The organism is Variovorax ginsengisoli (assembly GCF_030486595.1).
In the GTDB taxonomy this organism is placed as follows: Bacteria; Pseudomonadota; Gammaproteobacteria; order Burkholderiales; family Burkholderiaceae_C; genus Variovorax; species Variovorax ginsengisoli_B.
Map to the genome: position 1 here is coordinate 54,049 of NZ_JAUJZH010000008.1, position 20,954 is coordinate 75,002.

General features: G+C 68.4%; 19 protein-coding genes. 7 read left to right on the forward strand and 12 right to left on the reverse strand.

The window, feature by feature from the left end; all coding sequences use genetic code 11:
• Nucleotides 1-16 precede the first annotated feature (16 nt).
• Nucleotides 17-421 (reverse strand): hypothetical protein, encoded by a 405-nt coding sequence (locus QZH52_RS12975; protein ID WP_286532908.1) that lies wholly within the window; start codon nt 419-421, stop codon nt 17-19.
• 265 nt (nt 422-686) lie between these two features.
• Here QZH52_RS12975 and QZH52_RS12980 point away from each other — a divergent pair, with 265 nt between their 5' ends.
• Nucleotides 687-875 (forward strand): hypothetical protein, encoded by a 189-nt coding sequence (locus QZH52_RS12980; protein ID WP_286524239.1) that lies wholly within the window; start codon nt 687-689, stop codon nt 873-875.
• Nucleotides 876-904: 29 nt separating this feature from the next.
• Nucleotides 905-1,477, forward strand: coding sequence for a hypothetical protein (locus tag QZH52_RS12985; RefSeq protein ID WP_301809424.1), 573 nt, complete (start codon nt 905-907; stop codon nt 1,475-1,477).
• Between the two features lie 4 nt (nt 1,478-1,481).
• Here the strand turns inward: QZH52_RS12985 and xylB are convergent, their stop codons facing one another.
• From xylB to QZH52_RS13035, 10 genes are all read right to left on the reverse strand, one after another.
• The gene (xylB, locus tag QZH52_RS12990; RefSeq protein WP_301809427.1) at nt 1,482-2,948 is read right to left on the reverse strand and encodes a xylulokinase; all 1,467 of its coding nucleotides are present in this window, start codon (nt 2,946-2,948) and stop codon (nt 1,482-1,484) included.
• Nucleotides 2,949-2,956: 8 nt separating this feature from the next.
• On the reverse strand, nt 2,957-3,898 hold the full coding sequence (locus QZH52_RS12995) for an AraC family transcriptional regulator (RefSeq protein ID WP_301809429.1): 942 nt from the start codon (nt 3,896-3,898) through the stop codon (nt 2,957-2,959).
• A gap of 24 nt (nt 3,899-3,922) precedes the next feature.
• Entirely contained in the window at nt 3,923-4,711 is a 789-nt protein-coding gene (locus QZH52_RS13000) for an L-iditol 2-dehydrogenase (RefSeq protein WP_301809432.1), read from the reverse strand.
• Nucleotides 4,708-6,096 carry a D-arabinitol 4-dehydrogenase gene (gene dalD / locus QZH52_RS13005; RefSeq protein WP_301809953.1) on the reverse strand — a complete coding sequence of 463 codons (1,389 nt, stop codon included), beginning with the start codon at nt 6,094-6,096 and terminating at the stop codon, nt 4,708-4,710. The genes QZH52_RS13000 and dalD overlap by 4 nt, the downstream gene beginning before the upstream one ends.
• Nucleotides 6,097-6,139: 43 nt before the next feature.
• The gene (locus tag QZH52_RS13010) at nt 6,140-7,171 is read right to left on the reverse strand and encodes an ABC transporter ATP-binding protein (RefSeq protein ID WP_301809435.1); all 1,032 of its coding nucleotides are present in this window, start codon (nt 7,169-7,171) and stop codon (nt 6,140-6,142) included.
• 23 nt (nt 7,172-7,194) lie between these two features.
• Nucleotides 7,195-8,016 carry a carbohydrate ABC transporter permease gene (locus QZH52_RS13015; protein WP_301809437.1) on the reverse strand — a complete coding sequence of 274 codons (822 nt, stop codon included), beginning with the start codon at nt 8,014-8,016 and terminating at the stop codon, nt 7,195-7,197.
• Between the two features lie 13 nt (nt 8,017-8,029).
• Nucleotides 8,030-8,983, reverse strand: coding sequence for a carbohydrate ABC transporter permease (locus QZH52_RS13020; protein ID WP_436411578.1), 954 nt, complete (start codon nt 8,981-8,983; stop codon nt 8,030-8,032).
• Nucleotides 8,984-9,004: 21 nt separating this feature from the next.
• Nucleotides 9,005-10,312: an ABC transporter substrate-binding protein gene (locus tag QZH52_RS13025; RefSeq protein ID WP_301809440.1), complete on the reverse strand. Its 1,308-nt coding sequence runs from the start codon at nt 10,310-10,312 to the stop codon at nt 9,005-9,007.
• Between the two features lie 171 nt (nt 10,313-10,483).
• Nucleotides 10,484-11,647 (reverse strand): MFS transporter, encoded by a 1,164-nt coding sequence (locus QZH52_RS13030; RefSeq protein WP_286533115.1) that lies wholly within the window; start codon nt 11,645-11,647, stop codon nt 10,484-10,486.
• A gap of 57 nt (nt 11,648-11,704) precedes the next feature.
• Nucleotides 11,705-12,916 carry an MFS transporter gene (locus QZH52_RS13035; protein WP_301809443.1) on the reverse strand — a complete coding sequence of 404 codons (1,212 nt, stop codon included), beginning with the start codon at nt 12,914-12,916 and terminating at the stop codon, nt 11,705-11,707.
• Nucleotides 12,917-13,131: 215 nt separating this feature from the next.
• On the opposite strand from QZH52_RS13035, the gene QZH52_RS13040 reads away from it, so the two are divergent.
• Both QZH52_RS13040 and dusA read left to right on the forward strand, forming a co-directional pair.
• Entirely contained in the window at nt 13,132-14,283 is a 1,152-nt protein-coding gene (locus QZH52_RS13040; RefSeq protein ID WP_301809445.1) for a T6SS phospholipase effector Tle1-like catalytic domain-containing protein, read from the forward strand.
• Between the two features lie 71 nt (nt 14,284-14,354).
• On the forward strand, nt 14,355-15,332 hold the full coding sequence (gene dusA / locus QZH52_RS13045; protein WP_366919295.1) for a tRNA dihydrouridine(20/20a) synthase DusA: 978 nt from the start codon (nt 14,355-14,357) through the stop codon (nt 15,330-15,332).
• A 36-nt stretch (nt 15,333-15,368) separates the two neighbouring features.
• Here dusA and QZH52_RS13050 read toward each other — a convergent pair whose 3' ends face one another.
• Complete coding sequence (locus QZH52_RS13050; RefSeq protein WP_301809447.1) at nt 15,369-16,016, reverse strand: GntR family transcriptional regulator; 648 nt, start codon at nt 16,014-16,016, stop codon at nt 15,369-15,371.
• A 127-nt stretch (nt 16,017-16,143) separates the two neighbouring features.
• Between QZH52_RS13050 and scpA the strand changes: the two genes are divergently transcribed.
• From scpA to QZH52_RS13065, 3 genes are read left to right on the forward strand one after another with little or no spacing between them, the layout of a single operon-like run.
• Nucleotides 16,144-18,303, forward strand: a complete 2,160-nt coding sequence (scpA, locus tag QZH52_RS13055) for a methylmalonyl-CoA mutase (protein ID WP_301809451.1) — start codon at nt 16,144-16,146, stop codon at nt 18,301-18,303.
• Nucleotides 18,304-18,305: 2 nt separating this feature from the next.
• A complete protein-coding gene (gene meaB / locus QZH52_RS13060) occupies nt 18,306-19,367 on the forward strand; it encodes a methylmalonyl Co-A mutase-associated GTPase MeaB (protein ID WP_301809453.1) in 1,062 nt (353 codons plus the stop codon).
• A 48-nt stretch (nt 19,368-19,415) separates the two neighbouring features.
• The gene (locus QZH52_RS13065) at nt 19,416-20,948 is read left to right on the forward strand and encodes an acyl-CoA carboxylase subunit beta (protein ID WP_286524208.1); all 1,533 of its coding nucleotides are present in this window, start codon (nt 19,416-19,418) and stop codon (nt 20,946-20,948) included.
• The last annotated feature ends 6 nt before the right edge of the window (nt 20,949-20,954 follow it).

Here is a 20,954-nt window from a genome sequence, read left to right on the forward strand (position 1 = left end):
CGGCGCCGCCTTCAGTTCAGAGATCCTCGATCACCAGCATCCGGTAGCGCTGGGCGATCGAGAACGTCACCATGCGCACATGCTCCATCAAGCGGTTCGCGGCGGCCTCGTCGCGGGTCTTGACCAAGAGCGCCGTGTGCCCTTCGCGCGCCAGCTTGGTGTAGGCGCGGACCGTGGCGGCGTCGGTGCCGGCCGAGGGCAGCGGGCTGTCGCCATCGCGGACGGTGGGCGTGATCTGCTCCAGCACGACGTGGGGCGGAATCAGGTAGATCTCGTCGCCGCTGAAACCGTTCTCGAGCAGCCGATGGCCCACGACGCTGGCGTCCGTTGCATCCGGAAACATTACGAAGGTATGACCGGTAGGGTAAAAGGCGCCGCCGACGGCTGCGGTCATGTGGGGGTCCAGGGTGAAGTGCTTCATGTCTCCTCCTTGCGGGTTGGACGCTTCAGCTTAGGTCGCCTGCGCAGGGAGGGGTGTAGGCGAAGCCCCCTGGCTCAAGTTGCAATCCGCATACAAATACGCATTTGGCGCACAGAGTGCTTGCGTTTTTAATTACTAGTAGTCACATTTGCAACGATTCGTGAAATTGTGACTAGGCGTTGTCGATGGCGCTGCATAGGATCGATTCGTCCGATCCCCAAGCCCTCCCAACTCCATGCCCCAATTGCGGAATATCGCGCTGACCGTGCAAGAACTCGAAGAGGGCGAGTTCTATTGGGTGTTGCTGGAAGCCAGCGACTACGTGATGGATGAAGCACTTCCCTATCTGCCCATCGAGGCGGCCATGGACCCGCACTCGACCTATGCCAATGCCCTGGTGGCCGGTGTGGCGGCGGTCCGGAAGATGTTCGGCAAGGCGGGGCCGCGCTCTTGAGCGCAGCGGCCCCCAGATCGGGAGCGACCATGCAGAAAATTGGCGCGGTGTTGGCCGCCGGCGGTGCGGGACTGGCGGTCGTGGCGTGGTTCTACCGGCCGTCGACCTCGGCCGAATGGGCGGCCTGGGTGCAGACCGTGGGCGTGCTGCTGGCGATCGCCTGGGCGGCGCGGCTGCAGCTCCAGGGCTCCCGGCAAGGGCTTCGGCAGGCCGCCCAGGTGGCGGTCATGTTCGCCAACAACATGCACTGGGTGTTCCGCGAGCTCAACGATGCCTGCGTGAAGCGCAGCTGGGCCGACTACGCGGTGCACCGGCGCGTCCTCGAGGAGATCCTGGCCCAGGGGCGGGAGGTCACCTTGCAACTGCTGGACGGACGCTCGCTGGCGATGGTGAGCAGCCTGCGCAGCATCGCCGTCGAGGCACTGGAAATCACCGAGGCCCATACCGCCGCCGGCAGCTGGCCGCAGCTGCAGCTTTATTTCGACCGCCGGCTGCCGAGCATCGCGGCCTGGCTGTCGGCCACCGGCCATCCGCCGGAAAGCAGCGGGCCGACGGACTATGCGGGGCTGCGGACTTCGTTCGGGCCCATCGGCGGGTCGTGAGCGCCTACGCGGCGCGGTTGCGAAACGACGGGCGCAGCGCCGCATAGAGCGCCTGAAAGCGGCCGTGCCGCGAGGCCAGCGCGTCTTGCGGCGGGCGGGACGGTTCGAAGCGCCGGCGCGTCTCCGGCCGCCGGCAGACCTCCGCTTCCGAGCCGCCATCGGCCAGCCATGCGAGCCGTGCAGCGCCCAAGGCGCCACCGGCTTCGCTGCCCTCGCAGAGCGCCAGCGGCACATCGAGCACGTCGGCCAGCAGCTGGGCCCACCAGGCGCTGCGCGCGCCGCCGCCGACGAGCACCAGGTCGCCGACGGGCCGGGCGAGGGTGTCCAGCCCGTCGCGCAGCCCGAAGCTCACGCCTTCGACCACCGCATAGGCGATCTGCGCCGGCCCGTGCGCGTGCGTCAGCCCGAACAGCACGCCCTGGGCCCCGGGGTCATTGTGCGGCGAGCGCTCGCCCGACAGGTAGGGCAGGAACAGCGGCGCGCCGTGGCGGCCATCGGCGTCGAGGGTGGCCGCGGCGGCCAGCAGCGCGGGCGCGTTGCCGAGCCCGAAGCAGCGCGCCGCCCAATCGACCGCGCTGGTGGCCGACAGCATCACCGACATCTGGTGCCAGCGGCCGGGCAGCGCATGGCAGAACGCGTGCACGGCGCGGGCCGGGTCGGGCGCGAAACGCTCGCCGCTGACGAAGATGACGCCCGAGGTGCCGAGGGAGACGAAGCCCTGGCCGGCACCGACCAGGCCCATGCCGACGGCGCTGGCCGCGTTGTCGCCGGCGCCGCCGGCGATCGGGATGCCGGCCGGCACACCCCAGCGCGCCGCCGGTCCGGCCGCGAGATGGCCCGCCACCGCGCTGCCCTCGACCAGTTCGGGCATCTGCCGGCGCGTGAGCCCGCAGCTGGCCACCAGGCCGTCGGACCAGTCGCGCGCACCGACGTCGAGCCACAGCGTGCCCGAGGCGTCCGACATGTCGCTGGCCCGGGTGCCGCAAAGCATGAAGCGCAGCCAGTCCTTCGGCAGCAGCACGCAGGCGATGCGGGCGAACAGCTCCGGTTCGTGGGCCCGCATCCAGAGCAGCTTGGGCGCGGTGAAACCGGGCATGGCGAGGTTGCCGGCGATGGCGGCGAGGCAAGGGACACGGGCGGCCAGCTCGTCGCACTCGGCGGCGCTGCGGCCATCGTTCCAGAGGATGGCCGGGCGCAGCACCTGGCCGTCGGCATCGAGCGCGACCGCCCCGTGCATCTGGCCGGACAGGCCGATGGCGCGCACCGCGGCCAGCGCGCCGGCATCGGTCGCGCGCAGCGAAGCCATCGCGGCCTCGAGCGCGGCCCACCACTGCGCGGGGTCCTGCTCGGACCACAGCGGTGCGGGCCGGCTGACCGTCAGCGGGGCGCGTGCCAGGGCGGCGATCCGGTGCTCGCGGTCCAGCAGCAGTGCCTTCAGCTCCGTGGTCCCGAGATCGAGTCCGAGGTACATGCGCGGCCCTATCCGGCCAGGCTGCCGAAGCGGCTGTCGCTCTGCCGGCGGAATTCGGTCGGCGTCATGCCCTTGATCTCGAGGAAGCGGCGGTTGAAGTTGGCGACGTTGTTGAAGCCGACCTGGTAGCAGATGTCGGTCACGTAGTGGTCGGTCTGCATCAGCAGGTGGCAGGCGCTGTTGATGCGCACCCGGTTGACGAAATCGGTGAAGCTGTTGCCGGTCGAGCGCTTGAAGAAGCGGCTGAAGCGGCTTTCGCTCATGCCGAGCTCGCCCGCGATGTCCGCCATCGCCACCGGCTCGGCGAGGTTCGAGGTGATGCGGTTGACGATGGCGTTGACCTGGTCGACCTCGGTGTCGCCTTCGACGCCCTGCATCTGCACGTTCGACAACAGCCGGTAGTCGCTGCAGTGCGCCAGTTCGCACAGGTAGTCCAGGAACAGCGCGAGACGGTGCAGGCCCCGGGCGGCCTTGATCGCGTCCCAGTGCGCCAGCGCGCGCTCCTCGAAGCCGAAGAACTCGATGCCGTGGCGGGCCCGCCCGAGCAGCTGCAGGGCTTCGCGCAGCTCGGGGATGTCGGCCGCGGCGCGCTCGATCGGATCGTGGCGGAACTGGATCACGCGGTCGCGCCCGGTGGCGCCGCCCTCGGGGATGTCCAGCGAGATCCAGTTGTGCGGCAGGCGCGGCCCGCACAGCACCAGGTGGCCGGGGTGGAAGGGCCCGATCCAGTCGCCGACGAAGGCCCGGCCCGAGGTCTCGGTGATGAGGTGCAGTTCGTACTCTTCGTGGAAGTGCCAGCGCACCAGCGGGCTCGGGAATCCGTGGGCCAGGCAGCGCACCAGGCCGGCGTCCTCGGGCGCCTCGTAGCCCAGCGAAGGCGAACGGGTGAAGTCGCGCTCGAGTTCGGGTTTGCGATCGCGGGGCAGATGGCGTTGGCGCGGCGATGTCATGGCGTGGTCCTTTCCCCTGAACCTTCAGCTCATGACATTACCACCGTCGACATTGAGCGTCTGCGCCGTGATGTAGCGCGCCTCGTCGCTGGCCAGGAACACCGCCACGCCGGCGATGTCGGCCGGCGTTCCCATCCGGCCGAGCGGAACCTCGCGCCCGACCCGCTGCTTCTTTTCCCCCGGGCGCAGGCCTTCGTGCTTCGCGAAAAGGGCGTCGACCTGGTTCCACATCGGCGTGTCCACCACGCCCGGCGCGATGGCGTTGACCCGGATGCCGTGCGGCGCCATCGCCAGCGCGGCGCTCTGCGTGTAGCTGATGACCGCCGCCTTGGTCGCGCAGTAGTGCGACACCAGCGCCTCGCCGCGGCGGCCGGCCTGCGAGGCCATGTTGATGACCGAGCCGCCCGCGACGCCGGCATCCACCATGTGCTGCAGCACGCGCTGCATCACGAAGAACATGCCCTTGACGTTGACCGCGAACAGGCGGTCGAAGGAGGCCGCGTCGCTCTCGAGCAGCGGCGCCATGTCGAACAGCGCCGCGTTGTTGACCAGGGTGTGGATGTCGCCGTGCGCCGCCCGCGCCGCGTAGAGCATTCCGCCCACCGATGCGCTGTCGCTGACGTCCGCCGCCACGTAGGCGGCCGCGTCGGGGTGCCGGCGCCGCAGCTGCGCCACGCCATCGGCCGGGGTGTCGGCCCGGTCGGCCAGTGTGCAGACGGCGCCTTCGGCGAGGCAGGCCTCTGCGATCGCGAGCCCGATCCCGCCGCCGGCACCGGTGATCAGCACATGGCGCTGCGCCAGACGGCCGGTCATGGCCGTGCTCCGGCGATGAAGCGCTGCACCCGCAGGTCGGCGGCCCGCAGCGCATCGACCAGCCGGGCGTCGCCGGCGGCGTCGCCCCACAGGCCGCGGTCGGCGCCCAGCGCCGCCACCGGATCGGCGGCCGCGCAGATCGCATGGGCGAGCGCCTCGTCCATGCCCTGGTCCTGGTATGCGTAGGGCAGCGTGCCCTGGTGCCAGCGCTGCAGGAAGGCCAGGAACAGGGCCGGCAGCAGGGCGACGCTGGCGATGGGCTCGCCGCGCGACAGCCGCTCGCGCACGGTCGGCGCGATGAAGCCCGGGATCTTCGAGAAGCCGTCCATCGCCACCCGCTGGTTGGTGTCGCGGATCGCAGGATTGCCGAAGCGCTCGAGCACCACGTCGCGATAGGCCGGCAGGTCGACCGGACTCGGCTGTCCCGGGCGGTCGAGGCAGGGGATGACATCGTCCGTGACGTAGTCGAAGGCCATGCGCCGGATCGTCGCGTCCTGCGTGCCTTCATGGATGTAGTTCAGCCCGGCCAGGGTGCCGGCCCAGGCGATGCAGCTGTGGCTGGCGTTGAGGATCCGGATCTTCGCCTCCTCGTAGGGCGAGACCGAATCGACCAGCTGCACGCCGACCTTTTCCCATGCGGGCCGGCCGTGGATGAAGCGGTCCTCGATCACCCACTGGATGAAGCTCTCGCCGGTGACCGGCGCGGCGTCGTCCCAGCCGGTGGCGGCGCGCACCCGCTGGCGCAGCTCGGGCGGCGGGCGCGGCGTGATCCGGTCGACCATCGCGTTCGGCGTGCTGGTGTGGGCGTGCGCCCAGGCCAGCAGATCGGTCTCGCCGGCGGCCTCGATGAACGCGCTCAAGCCGCGCTGGAAGCGATCGCCGTTGTGGCGCAGGTTGTCGCAGTTCAGCAGCGTCACCGGCCCGCCATCGGTGGCCCGGCGCGCGCGCAGGATGGCGCAGACCGCGCCGTAGATGGTGCTGCCGGCGAGCCCTTCGCGAGCCCGGTCGAGGTCGCACGCCAAGTCGGGCGCCGCGACATCGAGCCGGTCGTGGGGGTCGAGGTAGTAACCGGCCTCGGTCACGGTGAACGAGACGATCCGGGTGCGGGGGTCGGCGCCGCGGGCGATCACCGTGGCCAGGCTGGGCTCATAGGGCAGCACCTCGCGGATCGCCTCGATCCGATGGTAGAGGTAGGCGCCGGCCGGCGACACCGTCTCCAGCGTATAGCGGCCACCTTGTGCGCGCAGGGCGGATTCGACATCGGCCATGTCGGGCCGCAGATTGGCGCCGCTGATCGACCAGCGCGTGTCGCCGGCATCGATCAGCGCCTGCATGTACGCTGCCTGGTGGGCCCGGTGGAAGGAGCCGAGCCCGAGGTGGAGCATCACGAGGTCGGTAGGGGCAGGGGAGGTCATGGCGCAAGCAGGGTCAGGCCGCGACCGCGCGGCCTTCGCGGTTGAAGAAATGAAGCACGGCGGGGTCCAGTTCGACGCTCACCGGGTCGCCGGCCTGCAGGGCCGTGCGCTCGTTCTGGCGCGCCACCAGCGGCACGCCGCCGACATCGATGTGGATCAGCGTGTCGGCGCCGAGCGCTTCGATCAGCTCGACGCGGGCCGGTGCGCCGAGACCTTGCCCCTGGTGCACGCGCAGCGCCTCCGGGCGCACGCCGAGAAAGCCGTCGGCCGGCAACCGGCCGCCGGTCTGGGCCGAGAAGCTGGGGATCGCCTTGGCCTCGACCATGTTCATCGACGGCATGCCGATGAACTGGGCGACGAACTGGTTGGCCGGGCGGTCGTAGAGTTCCATCGGCGTGCCGACCTGCTCGATCAGGCCGTCGCGCAGCACCACCACGCGGTCGGCCAGCGTCATCGCCTCGACCTGGTCGTGCGTCACGTAGATGCTGGTGGCGCCCAGCGCGCGGTGCAGCTTGTGAATCTCGACCCGGGTGTTGCCGCGCAGCGCGGCGTCGAGGTTGGACAGCGGCTCGTCGAACAGGAACACCTTCGGCGCCCGCACGATCGCGCGGCCGATCGCCACCCGCTGGCGCTGGCCGCCCGACAGTTCCTTCGGCGTGCGGGCCAGGTACTGCGTGAGGTTGAGCGTCTTCGCCGCGTAGTCCACCTTGCTCTTGATCACGTCCTTCGACACCCCCGCGAGCTTGAGCGCGAAGGACATGTTGTCGAACACGCTCATGTGCGGATAGAGCGCATAGCTCTGGAACACCATCGCCAGGTCGCGCTTGCCCGAGGGCGTGTGCGTGATGTCCTTGCCGTCGAGCAGGAGCCGGCCGCTGGTGATCGATTCGAGCCCCGCGATCAGGCGCAGCAAGGTCGACTTGCCGCAGCCCGAGGGGCCGACGAAGACGATGAATTCGCCCTTGTCGATCTCCAGGTTCACGCCCTTGATCACGTGCGTGTCGCCGAAGCTCTTCTGGATGTTGTCGAGTTGGAGGTAGGCCATGTGGGTGTCCTCTCTGAGGTTCGTTACTTGACTGCGCCGAAGGTGAGGCCTTGAACGAGTTGCTTCTGGCTGAACCAGCCGAAGACCACGATCGGTGCGATCGCCATGACCGAGGCGGCCGACAGCTTGGCCCAGAAGAGGCCTTCGGGGCTCGAGTACGAGGCGATCATGGTCGCCAGCGTGCCGGCCTTCGCGGAGCTGAGGTTGAGCGCCCAGAAGGCCTCGTTCCAACTCAGGATCAGGCACAGCAGGCCGGTTGAGGCGAGCCCGCCGATCGACAGCGGCAGCACCACGTGGCGGAATTCGGTCCACAGGGTCGCGCCGTCCATGCGCGCGGCCTCGAGGATCTCGGGCGGGATGTCCTTGTAGCTCGTGTAGAGCATCCACACCATGATCGGCAGGTTCGACAGCGTGAAGACCACGGTGAGCGCGGTGCGCGTGTCGAGCAGGCCGGCGGTCTGTGCGATGACGTAGATCGGCACCAGTGCGCCGACCGCCGGCATCATCTTGGTGGAGAGCATCCACATCAGGATGTCGCGCGTGCGCTTCGTGCGGAAGAAGGCCATCGAGTACGCGGCTGGTGCCGCGATCGCGAGGCCGATGATCGTGGAGCCGATGCTCGTGATCAGCGAGTTCCTCGCGAACAGCAGGTAGTCGCTGCGGCGCTGCACCTCGGTGAAGTTCTCCAGCGTCGGCTCGAAGAAGAAGAGCGGCGGCACGTGGATCGCCTGCAGCTCGGTCTTGAACGAGGTCAGCACCAGCCAGCCGAGCGGAAAGAACAGCAGCAGGGTGACGATCCACGCACCGACGGCGCGAAGGATCAGGGGGAGTCGGCGTTCGTCCATGGCGTGCATCCCTTCAGTCGAGGTTCTTGCCGATGATGCGGATCAGGAAGGCCGCCACGATGTTGGCCAGCACCACCGCGAACAGCGCGCCCGCCGATGCGACACCGACGTCGAAGTTCATCAGCGACTGCTTGAAGATCATGTACGTGAGGTTCGTGCTCTCGTTGCCGGGGCCGCCGGCGGTGGTGATCGCGATCTCGGCGAACACGGAGAGCAGGAAGATCATCTCGATCATGATCACCACCGCCATCGGCCGTCCGAGGTGCGGCAGCGTGAGGTAGCCGAAGCGCTGGACGGCAGTCGCGCCGTCCATGCGCGCGGCCTCCATCTGCTCGCGGTCGAGCGACTGCAGCGAGGTGATGAAGATCAGGCAGGCGAAGGGCAGCCACTGCCAGGCGACCATGATGATCACGGAGAACAGCGGCAGGTCCGTGAGCCAGTCGACCGGCTCGGCCCCGAAGGCCCGCCAGAGGTCGGCCAGCACGCCATAGATCGGGTTCATCATCATGTGCTTCCACAGCAGCGCGTTCACCGTGGGCATCACGAAGAAGGGCGAGATCAGCAGCACGCGCACGATGCCGCGGCCCGGGAAGGGCTCGTTCACCAGCAGCGCCAGCCCCACGCCCAGCACCACCGTGATGACGATCACGCTGCCGATCAGCACCAGCGTGTTCCACACGGCGGGCCAGAAGTCCGGGTCGGTGACGAAGTAGTGGAAGTTCTCGATCCCGTTGAACGTGCGCTCGCCGGGCTGCATGAGGTTGTAGTTGACGAACGAGAAGTAGATCGACATCAACAGCGGCGCCAGCATCCAGAGGAGCAGGACCGCCACGGCCGGCGCCATCAACGCGCGCGGAAGCAGGCGGCCCGCGGCTGCGTCCTTTGGAGCGGACCGGGTGCCGCCATGGAGCCAGCCCTGCGGGTCCGCCGGCGGTGTCTCCGGGACGGGAGTTGGGAGATGCGACACGGCGAAATGTCCGGTGTCGGGCTACTTGTAGTACCCGGCCTTCTTCATCTCGCGCTCGGCGGTGGTCTGCGAGGTCTTCAAGGCCTGGTCGACCGTCACCTTGCCCGCGAGCGCCGCGCTCATCTGCTGGCCCACGGCCACGCCGATGGCCTGGAATTCCGGAATGGCCGCGTACTGCACGCCGACGTACGGCGACTTGGGCAGCGTGCTGTCGTTCGGGTTCGCAGTGTCGATGGCCTTCTTCTCGGCCTCGGCGAAGCGCGCGGCCTTGACGAACTCCGGCGTGGCATAGGTCGACTTGCGCGTGCCGGTCGGCACCGAGCCCCAGCCTTCTTCCTTCGCCACCAGCTTGATGTAGTCCTTCGAGGTCGCCCACTTGATGAAAGTCTGCGCCGCGTCGACCTTCTGCGAGCCGGCCGGAATCGCGAGCGCCCAGGCCCACAGCCAGTTGGCGCCCTTCGGCGTGACCGCGGTCGGGGCCTGCGCGAACGCCACCTTGTCGGCCACCTTCGACTGCTTGGGATCGCTCACGAACGAGGCCGCGATGGTGGCATCGACCCACATCCCGCACTTGCCTTCGTTGAACAGCGCCAGGTTCTCGTTGAAGCTGTTCGCCGACGCGCCGGGCGGGCCGTAGGCCTTCATGAGGTCGACGTAGAAGCTGATCGCGTCATGCCAGGGCTTGGTGTCGATCTGGGGCTTCCAGCTGTTGTCGAACCACTGGCCGCCGTTGGTGTTGACCATGGTCGTCAGCAGCGCCATGTTGTCGCCCCAGCCCGGCTTGCCGCGCAGGCAGATGCCGTAGACACCGGCCTTCGGGTCGTGGATCTTGCCGGCGAGCTCCTTCACCTGCACCCAGGTCGGCTGGTCGGGCATCTTGAAGCCGACCTTGTCCGCGAGGTCCTTGCGGTACATGAGCATCGAGCTTTCGCCGTAGAAGGGCGCGGCGTAGAGCTTGCCGTCGGCAGAGAGGCCGTTGCGCATCGCCGGCAGCAGGTCGTCGACGTCATATGCCGCGTCGGTCGCGATCGGGTTGAGCCAGCCCTTCTTGGCCCAGATCGGCGTCTCGTACATGCCGATGGTCATGACGTCGAACTGGCCGCCCTTGGTGGCGATGTCGGTCGTCACGCGCTGGCGCAGCGTGCCTTCTTCCAGCGTGACCCACTTGAGCTTGATGTCGGGGTTGGCCTGCTCGAAGAACTTGCCGAGCTTCTGCATCTCGATCATGTGGCCGTTGTTCACGGTCGCGATCACGAGCTCGGTTGCGGCATGGGCCAAGCCCGCACCGGCCATTGCGAGCGCGAAGCCCGCCTTCAGAAAACGCTTCATGAATGTCTCCTTGTGATCGACGACGCGGGTCGCCGTGCGCCGATTGTGGAGACGCGAATTTCCGGGTTTGGTACTTCCTTTGCCCCGGCTGATACTTGGATGCACCGATCATCTCGGTGTCATCCCTAATCCCGCAACCAGGGATGTGCAGGGGGACTTGCTTTGGCGGGCTCAGGCGGTCTGCAACAGCGCTTCGCGGTCGCCCAGCCGGCTGCTCCAGGCGGCCAGGGCCAGGGCGCCGAGCGAGATGGCCGCGCCGGCCCAGGGCAGGCCGGCCAGCGGCGCGCCCGCGGCCAGCATGCCGCTGCCGATCCAGGCGCCGGCGGCGTTGCCGAGATTGAACGCGCCCTGGTTCAGGGTCGAGGCGAGGTTCGGCGCCGCGCTCGCCTGCTGCACGATCAGCGTCTGCAGCAAGGGCACCAGTGCGAACGAGAGCGTGGTCCACAGCAGCATCAGCAGCACCGTCGGCGCCTTCAGCGGCAGCGCGAAATGCAGCAGCCCCAGCACCAACGCGTTGAGCCCCAGCACCCCCAGCATCGAGGGCACCAGCCGCCGGTCGCCGAGGCGGCCGCCGATGGTGCTGCCGATCGTCAGTCCGACGCCCAGCAGCAGCAGGACCGGTGCCACGGCCGCGTTCGAGAAGCCGCTGACTTGAGTCAGCAGCGGCGCGATGAAGGTGAAGACGCAGAACAGGCTGGCCGAGGTGAGGGCGCTGGTGGCGAGCGCGAGCAGCACGCGGCGGTCGGCCAGCACGCTGAATTCGCGGAGGATATTGCCCCGCTGCATCTCGATCTGCCGCGGCAGCAGCGCGACCAGGGCGGCGACGGCGCCCAGCGCAATCACCACGATCGCGGCGAAGGTCATCCGCCATCCGAAGTGCTCGCCGATGATCCGGCCCATCGGCACGCCGAGCACGTTGGCCAGCGTGAGGCCGGTGAACATCAGCGCGATCGCCTGCGAGCGGCGGTTGGGCGGCACCAGTCCTGCGGCGACCACCGATCCGATGCCGAAGAAGGTGCCATGGGCCAGGGCGGTGATGACCCGGGCGGCCATCAGCAGTCCGTAGTCCGGTGCCAGCGCGCACAGCAGGTTGCCCAGCACGAACAGGCAGGCCAGCGCGACCAGCGTGGCCTTGCGCGGCAGCCGTGCCGTCGCCACTGCGAACACCGGCGCTCCGACCACCACGCCCATCGCATAGCCGGTCACCAGCAGGCCGGCCTGCGACAGCGTGACGCCGAGGTCCAGGGCCATGTCGGGCAGCAGGCCCATCACGACGAACTCGCTGGTGCCGATGGCGAAGGCGGCGGCGGCGAGGGCGAGCAAGGCCACGGGCATGCGCGGCGACGCGCGCTGCGGGGAAGGAGCTGTCATCAAGGGGGGGGGGGGCGAGGGTTAACCCTTATTATCTCGAAGCGCTGCCGCGGGCGGCGGCGAAAGGGCTTTGCGCCTGAATTCGGTGCCGTAATACAACAGGCCGACCCCCCCGAAGCCGGCGCCCAGGGCGCACAGCGCGCCCCATCCGTGGAAGGTGTAGACCGCCGCCGCCAGCGCCGAAGCCACCGCGGCGCAGAGGAAGATGAAGGTCAGGAACAGCCCGTTGAGCCTGCCTCGCAGTTCCGGCGCCATGATGTAGAGGCTGCGCAGACTCAGCACGTTGCACAGCTGAACCGCGCCGTCGAGCAGCACCGCGGCAGCCACCAGCGCCGCCATCGAATGAAAGCGGAAGCCGAGCGCGGCGACACCGAACGAGAGCAAGGCGACGCCGATGGCCGCGCCCGTGGCGGGTTGCGTGTGTCCCCGGTCGGCCAGCCGGCCGGCCCAGGGGGCGACCAGCGCACCGGCCGCCCCGGCCAGCGCGAACAAGGCGATGCCGCCCTGGCCGAGGCCGAACTCGTGCGCCAGCGCCAGCGGCACGGCGGTCCAGAAGGCCTGGAAAGCCGAGAAGAGCAATCCTTGGTAGAGCGCTCGCCGGCGCAGCAGGGGCGTGCGCCGGACGATGCCCGGCAGCGAGGCGAGGGTGCGGGCATATCCGATCGAGCGATGGGGATGGCGCCGGGGCAGGGCCCGCCAGAGCACCCCGGCCAGCACGGCCATCAGCAGCGCCGAGACCGCGAACACCGCCCGCCAGCCGAAGGCCGAGGCCACCAGGCTGGAGAACGGGCGGGCCAGCATGATTCCGGCCAGCAGCCCGGCCATGATGTTGCCGACCACCTTGCCCCGTGTCGCGTCGGCCACCAGGTGCGAGGCCAGGGGCACCAGCACCTGGGCCGCCACGGCGCAGGTGCCGACCAGGAAGGAGGCCGCCAGAAAGGTGACGGCCGAGTTCGACAAGGCGATCCCGACCAGGCCCACGACCGCGCCGGCCATCGCGGCCAGGATCAGCCGGCGGTTTTCCACCACGTCGGCCAGCGGCACCAGGAAGAGCAGCCCGGCGCCGTAGCCGAGCTGGGTCAGCGTCATGATCAGCCCGGCCAGGCCGGCGTGCATCTGCAGCGTGGCCGCGATGGGGCCGATCAGCGGCTGGGCGAAGTAGATGTTGGCGACGCACAGCCCGCAGGCCACCGCGAACAGCAGCGTGAGTCCGGTCGAGAGCGCGGCAGGCACGGCGGGAGCCTGCGGCCCGGCATGGCCGGGTGCTGGGTGAGATGGCACGGGGGAGGGGAAGGTGAAGGGTTAACCCTGGATTCGCACCATAGCATTTCCGCCGAAGGCCTGCAGGCGGGCGCTTCGAGCGCGCGGCATAGAGCGAATGGCGCATGGATTCCGCACCCGCGGCGGACCAGACTGACCGCCGGGCAACTCCGAGAAAAGGACGCAGCATGGCGAAGAACATCGTTTTTTGTGCCGACGGCACCTGGAAGGGCCTGGGCCATGACCAGGGCGATGGCGACGAGTTGCAGGCCGACGCCACCAACGTGCTGCGGCTGTTCGCGGCCCTCGCCGGCGAGGTCACGCCCGACTCGCTGCGCAAGCAGGACGAACAGGAAAAAGTCGCGCTCGGTCCCGACGGCGGCGCCACCCAGGTCGCCAAGTACCTGCATGGCGTGGGCGATTCGGGCAATGCGATCCGCAAGATCCTGGGGGGCGTCTTCGGCGAGGGCTTCATCGAGCGGATCGTGCGCGGCTACACCTTCTTGTCCCGCAACTACCAGCCGGGCGACCGCATCTACCTGGCCGGCTTCAGCCGCGGCGCCTACACCGTGCGCGCCCTGGGCGGCATGATCGCCGCGATGGGCCTGCTGCCTCCGGACGCGATGCGCGGCGACGACGGCCGCTACGACGCCGGCAAGGCCTATGGCCTCGGCATCCATGTCTGGGCCGAGTACCGGCGGCGGGCGGGCAAGGCGAGCACCCTGCTGGGCTACCTGGAGGAATTCAAGTCGCGTCGCATCGACCTGGCGCGGCTGGTGCAGGGTGCCGGCATCGAGGCCATCGGCGTCTGGGACACGGTCGGCTCCCTGGGCGTGCCGCTGTACGATCCGGCCGACGCGAAGAAGATCGACGTCTTCGAGTTCGCCGACCGGGCGTTGTCGCCCAAGGTGCGCAGCGGCTTCCATGCCATCGCCATCGACGAGCAGCGGGGCGACTTCGAACCGACCCTGTGGGACGCCAGGGACGGCGTCCACCAGCGCTGGTTCTGCGGCGCACACGCGGATGTCGGCGGCGGCTACCCGACGCAGGACCTGTCGGGCTTCGCGCTCGACTGGATGATTGGCCACTTCAGGGACGGCGGCGTGGCGATCTCGCCGCAGTACCAGGCGGTGAAAGCTGGCAACTTCGGGCCGGTCCATACACCGTACAAGGACCCGCCCTTCGCCCTGCTGCCTCACGGGCCGCGGAAGATCCCGCAGGATGCGCTGTTCCATCCGAGCGTGCAGGTCTACCTGGACGGTTTCGCGGGCTACCAGCCGCAGGGACTGGCGGCGCTGTTGCGGGGGCGCCGGCTGGATCCGGGCCTGCTGCGGGCTTAGGGTGGCAAAATTCGGCACTCCGTCCGCCGCCCAGGGCGAGCCAAGTCCCACTTCGAATCCGGAACGCCTCCTTGACTGCACCGAAGATCCTGTCCGTCGCACCCATGATGGACTGGACCGACCGCCACTGCCGCTACTTCCATCGCCTGCTGACCCGCCGCGCCTTGCTCTACACCGAGATGGTGACCACCGGCGCGCTGATCCATGGCGACGTGCCGCGCCACCTGCGCTTCAACGCCGAGGAGCACCCGGTGGCGCTGCAGCTTGGCGGCAGCGAGCCCGCCGACCTCGCCCACTGCGCGAAGCTGGGCGAGGCCTGGCGCTACGACGAGATCAACATCAACTGCGGCTGCCCGAGCGAGCGGGTGCAGCGCGGCGCCTTCGGGGCCTGCCTCATGAACGAGCCGCAGCTGGTGGCCGACTGCGTGAAGGCGATGGTCGACGTGGTCGACGTCCCGGTCACGGTCAAGCACCGCATCGGCATCGACAAGATCGAGAGCTATGAATTCGTGCGCGACTTCGTCGGCCGGGTCAGCGAGGCCGGTTGCAGCACCTTCATCGTCCATGCCCGCAACGCCTGGCTCAAGGGCCTGTCGCCGAAACAGAACCGTGAGGTGCCGCCGCTGCGCTACGAGCTGGTGCACCGGCTCAAGCACGACTTCCCGGCGCTCGCCTTCTCGATCAACGGCGGCTTCGCCGACACGGCGCAGATGCAGGCCCATCTGCGCCTGCTCGACGGCGTGATGATTGGCCGCGAGGCCTACCACAACCCCTGGAGCCTGTCCGAGTGGGATGCGGTGTTCTACGGCGAGCCGCCGTCGACGCTGACGCGCGAAGCGGTCGAGCTGCAGATGTGCGACTACATGGCCCGCGAGGCCGCCGAGCACGGCACGCCCTGGTCCAATATCGCGCGCCACATGCTCGGCCTGCGCAACGGCCTGGCGGGCGCTCGCCGCTGGCGCCAGGTGTGGAGCGACCACAAGCTCAAGACGCTGCCGCCGCACGAAGTGATGGACATCGCGCACGAAACGGTCGCCGCCGCCCAGTGACCTCCGGCCGGCGAAGCCCGGCCGTGTTCGACGAACTCAATTCGCCGCCTGCAGTCCGTTGCGGAAGTGTTCCTGCGTCCGGGCCATCGCCGCGTCCGGGTCGCGCGCCTTGATCGCCGCCATGATCGCCCGGTGCTCGTTCAGCGATTCGTCGATCCGCCCCGCCTTCAGCAGCGAGTTGTGGCGGTTCAGCTTCATCACCTTGCGCAGGTCGGCCACCATCTGGTCGCGCCAGCGGTTGTTGGCGATCGCCAGCAGTCGCATGTGAAAGCGCTCGTTGAGCGCGAAGAAATGCTCGCGGTCGACATGCCCGGGCTTGGCGGCCGCCTCGAGTTCGGCGTGCAGCCGCTCGAGCTCGGCCAGTTCGGCCTCGCTTGCGTGCCCGGCCACGACGCCGGCCGCATCGCTCTCGAGCAGGCTCAGCAGGTGGTAGACGTCCGCCAGGTCCTTTTCCGACACCTCGGTGACGTAGGCGCCGCGCCGCACCTTCATCGTCACCAGTCCTTCGGCGGCCAGCACCTTCAGCGCCTCGCGCAGCGGCGTCCGGCTGATGCCGTATTCCTCGGCCAGCCGGAGTTCGTCGATCCAGCTCCCGGGTTCGAGCTCGCGGCTGAAGATGCGCTGGCGCAGCAGCTCGGCCACTTCTTCATAGAGGGCGCGCGGGGTGAGGGTGACGGCGGACATGCCTGAAATGTACCGCAAACCGGCGACTTGAATTAATAATTATGAATAAGGTACACTCGCTGGCGTTGTGCTGCGACTGCGCAGACACTCGTCCCCGAACCTTTGCATGACCTCCTAAGCGGCGCCCATGAGCAAAACCGACTACACCTTCTCGCCTGCCACCCTCGAAGCCTGGACCAGGGCGGCCGCCAAGTCCGCCCCCGGCGGCAACCTCGAAGCGCTCAACTGGGTCACGCCGGACGGCATCACGGTCAAGCCGCTCTACACCGCGGCCGATCTCCAGGGCCTCCAGTACGCCGACACCTTGCCCGGCTTCGAGCCCTACCTGCGCGGCCCCCAGGCCACCATGTACGCGGTGCGGCCATGGACCATCCGCCAATACGCCGGCTTCTCGACCGCCGAGGAATCGAACGCCTTCTACCGCAAGGCCTTGGCGGCAGGCGGGCAGGGCGTATCGGTCGCCTTCGACCTCGCCACCCACCGCGGCTACGACAGCGACCATCCGCGGGTGACGGGCGACGTCGGCAAGGCCGGCGTGGCGATCGACTCGGTCGAGGACATGAAGATCCTGTTCGACCAGATCCCGCTCGACAAGGTCAGCGTCTCGATGACCATGAACGGCGCGGTGCTGCCTGTGCTGGCGGGCTATGTGGTCGCGGCCGAAGAGCAGGGCGTGGCCCAGGACCAGCTGAGCGGAACCATCCAGAACGACATCCTCAAGGAGTTCATGGTCCGCAATACCTACATCTTTCCGCCGGCGCCGAGCATGCGGATCATCGGCGACATCATCGAGTACACGGCGCAGAAGATGCCGAAGTTCAACTCGATCTCGATCAGCGGCTACCACATGCAGGAGGCCGGCGCGAACCAGGCGCTCGAGCTGGCCTTCACCCTGGCCGATGGCAAGGAATACGTGAAAACCGCGCTGGCCAAGGGCCTGGACGTCGACGGCTTCGCCGGCCGGCTCAGCTTCTTCTGGGCCATCGGCATGAACTTCTACCTCGAGGTCGCCAAGATGCGCGCCGCGCGCCTCCTGTGGTGCCGGATCATGAAGGAGTTCAATCCGAAGAATCCCAAGAGCCTGATGCTGCGCACGCACTGCCAGACCTCCGGCTGGTCGCTGACCGAGCAGGACCCCTACAACAACGTGGTGCGCACCACCATCGAGGCCATGGCCGCGGTCTTCGGCGGCACCCAGAGCCTGCACACCAACGCGCTCGACGAGGCGATCGCGCTGCCGACCGAGTTCAGCTCGCGCATCGCGCGCAACACCCAGCTCATCATCCAGGAAGAGACCCACATCACCAGCGTGATCGACCCCTGGGCCGGCAGCTACATGATGGAAAAGCTGACGCAGGACATGGCCGATGCGGCCTGGGCGATCATCGAGGAGGTCGAGGCCATGGGCGGCATGACCAAGGCCGTCGACAGCGGCTGGGCCAAGCTCAAGATCGAGGCCGCGGCGGCCGACAAGCAGGCGCGCATCGATTCGGGCCGCGACGTCATCGTCGGCGTCAACAAGTACAAGCTCAAGACCGAAGACACCCACGACATCCTGCAGATCGACAACGTCAAGGTCCGGGATGGCCAGATCGCCAAGCTCAAGGCCATCCGCCAGAAGCGCGACAGCGCCGCCGTTCAAGCCGCGCTCGACGCGCTCACCGCCGCCGCGGAAAGCGGCGAAGGCAACCTGCTCGAACTGAGCATCAATGCGGTGCGCCTGCGCGCCACCGTCGGCGAGATCAGCGACGCGCTCGAGAAAGTCTATGGCCGCCACCGCGCCGACACCCAGAAGGTCACCGGCGTCTATGCCGCCGCCTACGACTCGGCCGAAGGCTGGGAGGCGCTGCAGCACGAGATCGCGGCTTTCGCCGAGGAACAGGGCCGGCGCCCGCGCGTGATGATCTCAAAGCTCGGCCAGGACGGCCACGACCGCGGCGCCAAGGTGGTTGCCACCGCTTTCGCCGACCTGGGCTTCGACGTCGACATGGGCCCGCTGTTCCAGACCCCCGAGGAATGCGCGCGCCAGGCGATCGAGAACGACGTCCATGCCGTGGGCGTCAGCACGCTGGCCGCCGGTCACAAGACGCTGGTGCCGGCCATCATCGCCGAGCTCAAGAAGCAGGGCGCCGACGACATCATCGTCTTCGTCGGCGGCGTGATTCCCCGCCAGGACTACGACTTCCTCTACGAGGCCGGCGTCAAGGGCATCTACGGTCCCGGAACGCCGATCCCGGCGAGCGCCAAGGACGTGCTCGAGCAGATTCGCGCGGCGGTTGCAGCCTGACGATGCCGCCCGCCAAGACACCGGTCACGGTGGACGCCCTGCTGGCCGACGACGGCCCGCCGCAGCGCCGCGCGATCGCCAAGGCGATCACGCTGCTCGAGTCGACCCGTGCCGACCACCGCGCGCAGGCCGACGAGCTGCTCACCGCCCTGCTGCCGCACACCGGGAAATCGTTCCGGCTCGGCATCTCGGGCGTGCCGGGCGTCGGCAAGTCGACCTTCATCGAAACCCTCGGGCTGTTCCTGATCGGACAGGGGCACCGGGTGGCCGTGCTCACCATCGATCCGTCGTCCACCGTCTCCGGCGGTTCCATCCTCGGCGACAAGACGCGCATGGAGCACCTGTCGGTGCATGAGCGCGCCTACATCCGGCCCAGCCCCTCGAGCGGCACCCTCGGCGGCGTGGCCGAAAAGACGCGCGAGGCGATGCTGGTCTGCGAGGCGGCCGGCTACGACATCGTGATCGTCGAGACCGTCGGCGTCGGACAGAGCGAGACCGCGGTCTCGGGCATGACCGACATGTTCGTGCTGCTGCAGCTGCCCAACGCCGGCGACGACCTGCAGGCGATCAAGAAGGGCGTGATGGAGCTGGCCGACCTTGTGGTGATCAACAAGGCCGACATCGACAAGGATGCGGCCACCCGCGCCCAGGCCCAGATCACCTCCGCGCTGCGCCTGTTCGGCCACCATGGCAATCCCGCGCATGCCCAGGCCATCCACGCGGCCCACGCGACGCCCGGCTCGCCCGAGGCCGAAGTGCGCTTCTGGCTGCCCCGGGTGATCCAGCTCAGTGCCCTGCTGGGCACCGGCGTGGACGCCTTCTGGGACGCGGTGCTGCAGTTCAAGTCGCTGCAGGCGGCCAACGGCCGCTTCGCCAGCCGGCGCGAGAAGCAGGCGCTGGCCTGGATGTGGGAGCGCATCGACGCCGGCCTGAAGCAGGCCTTCCGCCAGCATCCGCGGGTGCGCGAACTGCTGCCGCAGGCGGTGGCCCAGGTGGCGGCCGGCCGCCTGCCGGCCTCGACGGCTGCGCGCCAACTGCTCGCCGCCCAGGCCGGACAGGCGTAGCCTTCGGCCATCCCTTTCAAAAAAGATCAACTCCTACGACGGAACGTCATGAAAGAAATCCTCGAACAACTCGAAAATCGCCGCGCCCAGGCGCGGCTCGGCGGTGGCCAGAAGCGCATTGACGCCCAGCATGCCAAGGGCAAGCTGACGGCGCGCGAGCGCATCGCGCTGCTGCTCGACGACAACACCTTCGAAGAATGGGACATGTTCGTCGAGCACCGCTCGAGCGACTTCGGCATGGCCGACAACAAGATCCCGGGCGACGGCGTGGTCACCGGCTACGGCATGATCAACGGCCGCCTGGTGTTCGTCTTCAGCCAGGACTTCACGGTCTTCGGCGGCGCGCTCAGCGAAGCCCACGCCGAGAAGATCTGCAAGGTGATGGACCAGGCCATGAAGGTCGGCGCGCCGGTGATCGGCCTCAACGATTCGGGCGGCGCCCGCATCCAGGAGGGCGTGGCCTCGCTCGGCGGCTATGCCGAAGTGTTCCAGCGCAACGTGATGGCCTCGGGCGTGGTGCCGCAGATCAGCATGATCATGGGCCCTTGCGCCGGCGGCGCCGTCTATTCGCCGGCCATGACCGATTTCATCTTCATGGTGAAGGACAGCAGCTACATGTTCGTCACCGGCCCCGAAGTGGTGAAGACCGTGACCCACGAGGACGTCACCGCCGAAGAGCTCGGCGGCGCCTCGACCCACACCACCAAGAGCGGTGTCGCCGACATGGCGTTCGAGAACGACGTCGAGGCGCTGATGATGCTGCGCCGGCTCTACAACTACCTGCCGCTCAACAACCGCGAGAAGGCGCCGGTGCGGCCCAGCGGCGACCCGGCCGACCGCGCCGACCTGTCGCTCGACACCCTGGTGCCCGACAACCCCAACAAGCCCTACGACATGAAGGAGCTGATCGTGAAGGTGGTCGACGACGGCGATTTCTTCGAGCTCCAGCCCGACTACGCGAAGAACATCGTCATCGGCTTCGCCCGCATGGAGGGCCAGAGCATCGGCATCGTCGCCAACCAGCCGCTGGTCCTGGCGGGCTGCCTGGACATCAAGTCGTCGATCAAGGCGGCGCGCTTCGTGCGCTTCTGCGACGCCTTCAACATCCCGGTCGTGACCTTCGTCGACGTGCCCGGCTTCATGCCCGGCACCAGCCAGGAGTACGGCGGCATCATCAAGCATGGCGCCAAGCTGCTGTACGCCTATGCCGAGTGCACGGTGCCGAAGATCACCGTCATCACGCGCAAGGCCTACGGCGGTGCCTACGACGTGATGGCCTCGAAGCACTTGCGCGGCGACGTCAACCTGGCCTGGCCGCGCGCCGAGATCGCGGTGATGGGTGCCAAGGGCGCGGTCGAGATCATCTTCCGCGAAGACAAGAACGACCCCGAGAAGCTCGCCGCGCGCGAGGCCGAATACAAGGCGCGCTTCGCCAACCCGTACGTGGCCGGCACGCGCGGCTACATCGACGACGTGATCCTGCCGAGCGAGACGCGCAAGCGGATCTGCCGCAGCCTGGTGATGCTGCGCGAGAAGAAACTCGAAAACCCGTGGCGCAAGCACGGCAACATTCCGCTCTGAGACCGG

What these genes read in the sequence shown, in the direction of transcription:
- QZH52_RS13015 (WP_301809437.1), bottom strand. Translation starts at nt 8,016, where the DNA reads ATGGACGAACGCCGACTCCCCCTGATCCTTCGCGCCGTCGGTGCGTGG.
- QZH52_RS12985 (WP_301809424.1), top strand. Translation starts at nt 905, where the DNA reads ATGCAGAAAATTGGCGCGGTGTTGGCCGCCGGCGGTGCGGGACTGGCG.
- meaB (WP_301809453.1), top strand. Translation starts at nt 18,306, where the DNA reads ATGCCGCCCGCCAAGACACCGGTCACGGTGGACGCCCTGCTGGCCGAC.
- scpA (WP_301809451.1), top strand. Translation starts at nt 16,144, where the DNA reads ATGAGCAAAACCGACTACACCTTCTCGCCTGCCACCCTCGAAGCCTGG.
- dalD (WP_301809953.1), bottom strand. Translation starts at nt 6,096, where the DNA reads ATGCTCCACCTCGGGCTCGGCTCCTTCCACCGGGCCCACCAGGCAGCG.
- QZH52_RS12975 (WP_286532908.1), bottom strand. Translation starts at nt 421, where the DNA reads ATGAAGCACTTCACCCTGGACCCCCACATGACCGCAGCCGTCGGCGGC.
- QZH52_RS13065 (WP_286524208.1), top strand. Translation starts at nt 19,416, where the DNA reads ATGAAAGAAATCCTCGAACAACTCGAAAATCGCCGCGCCCAGGCGCGG.
- QZH52_RS13000 (WP_301809432.1), bottom strand. Translation starts at nt 4,711, where the DNA reads ATGACCGGCCGTCTGGCGCAGCGCCATGTGCTGATCACCGGTGCCGGC.
- QZH52_RS13010 (WP_301809435.1), bottom strand. Translation starts at nt 7,171, where the DNA reads ATGGCCTACCTCCAACTCGACAACATCCAGAAGAGCTTCGGCGACACG.
- QZH52_RS12995 (WP_301809429.1), bottom strand. Translation starts at nt 3,898, where the DNA reads ATGACATCGCCGCGCCAACGCCATCTGCCCCGCGATCGCAAACCCGAA.
- QZH52_RS13030 (WP_286533115.1), bottom strand. Translation starts at nt 11,647, where the DNA reads ATGCCCGTGGCCTTGCTCGCCCTCGCCGCCGCCGCCTTCGCCATCGGC.
- QZH52_RS13025 (WP_301809440.1), bottom strand. Translation starts at nt 10,312, where the DNA reads ATGAAGCGTTTTCTGAAGGCGGGCTTCGCGCTCGCAATGGCCGGTGCG.
- xylB (WP_301809427.1), bottom strand. Translation starts at nt 2,948, where the DNA reads ATGTACCTCGGACTCGATCTCGGGACCACGGAGCTGAAGGCACTGCTG.
- QZH52_RS13040 (WP_301809445.1), top strand. Translation starts at nt 13,132, where the DNA reads ATGGCGAAGAACATCGTTTTTTGTGCCGACGGCACCTGGAAGGGCCTG.
- QZH52_RS13050 (WP_301809447.1), bottom strand. Translation starts at nt 16,016, where the DNA reads ATGTCCGCCGTCACCCTCACCCCGCGCGCCCTCTATGAAGAAGTGGCC.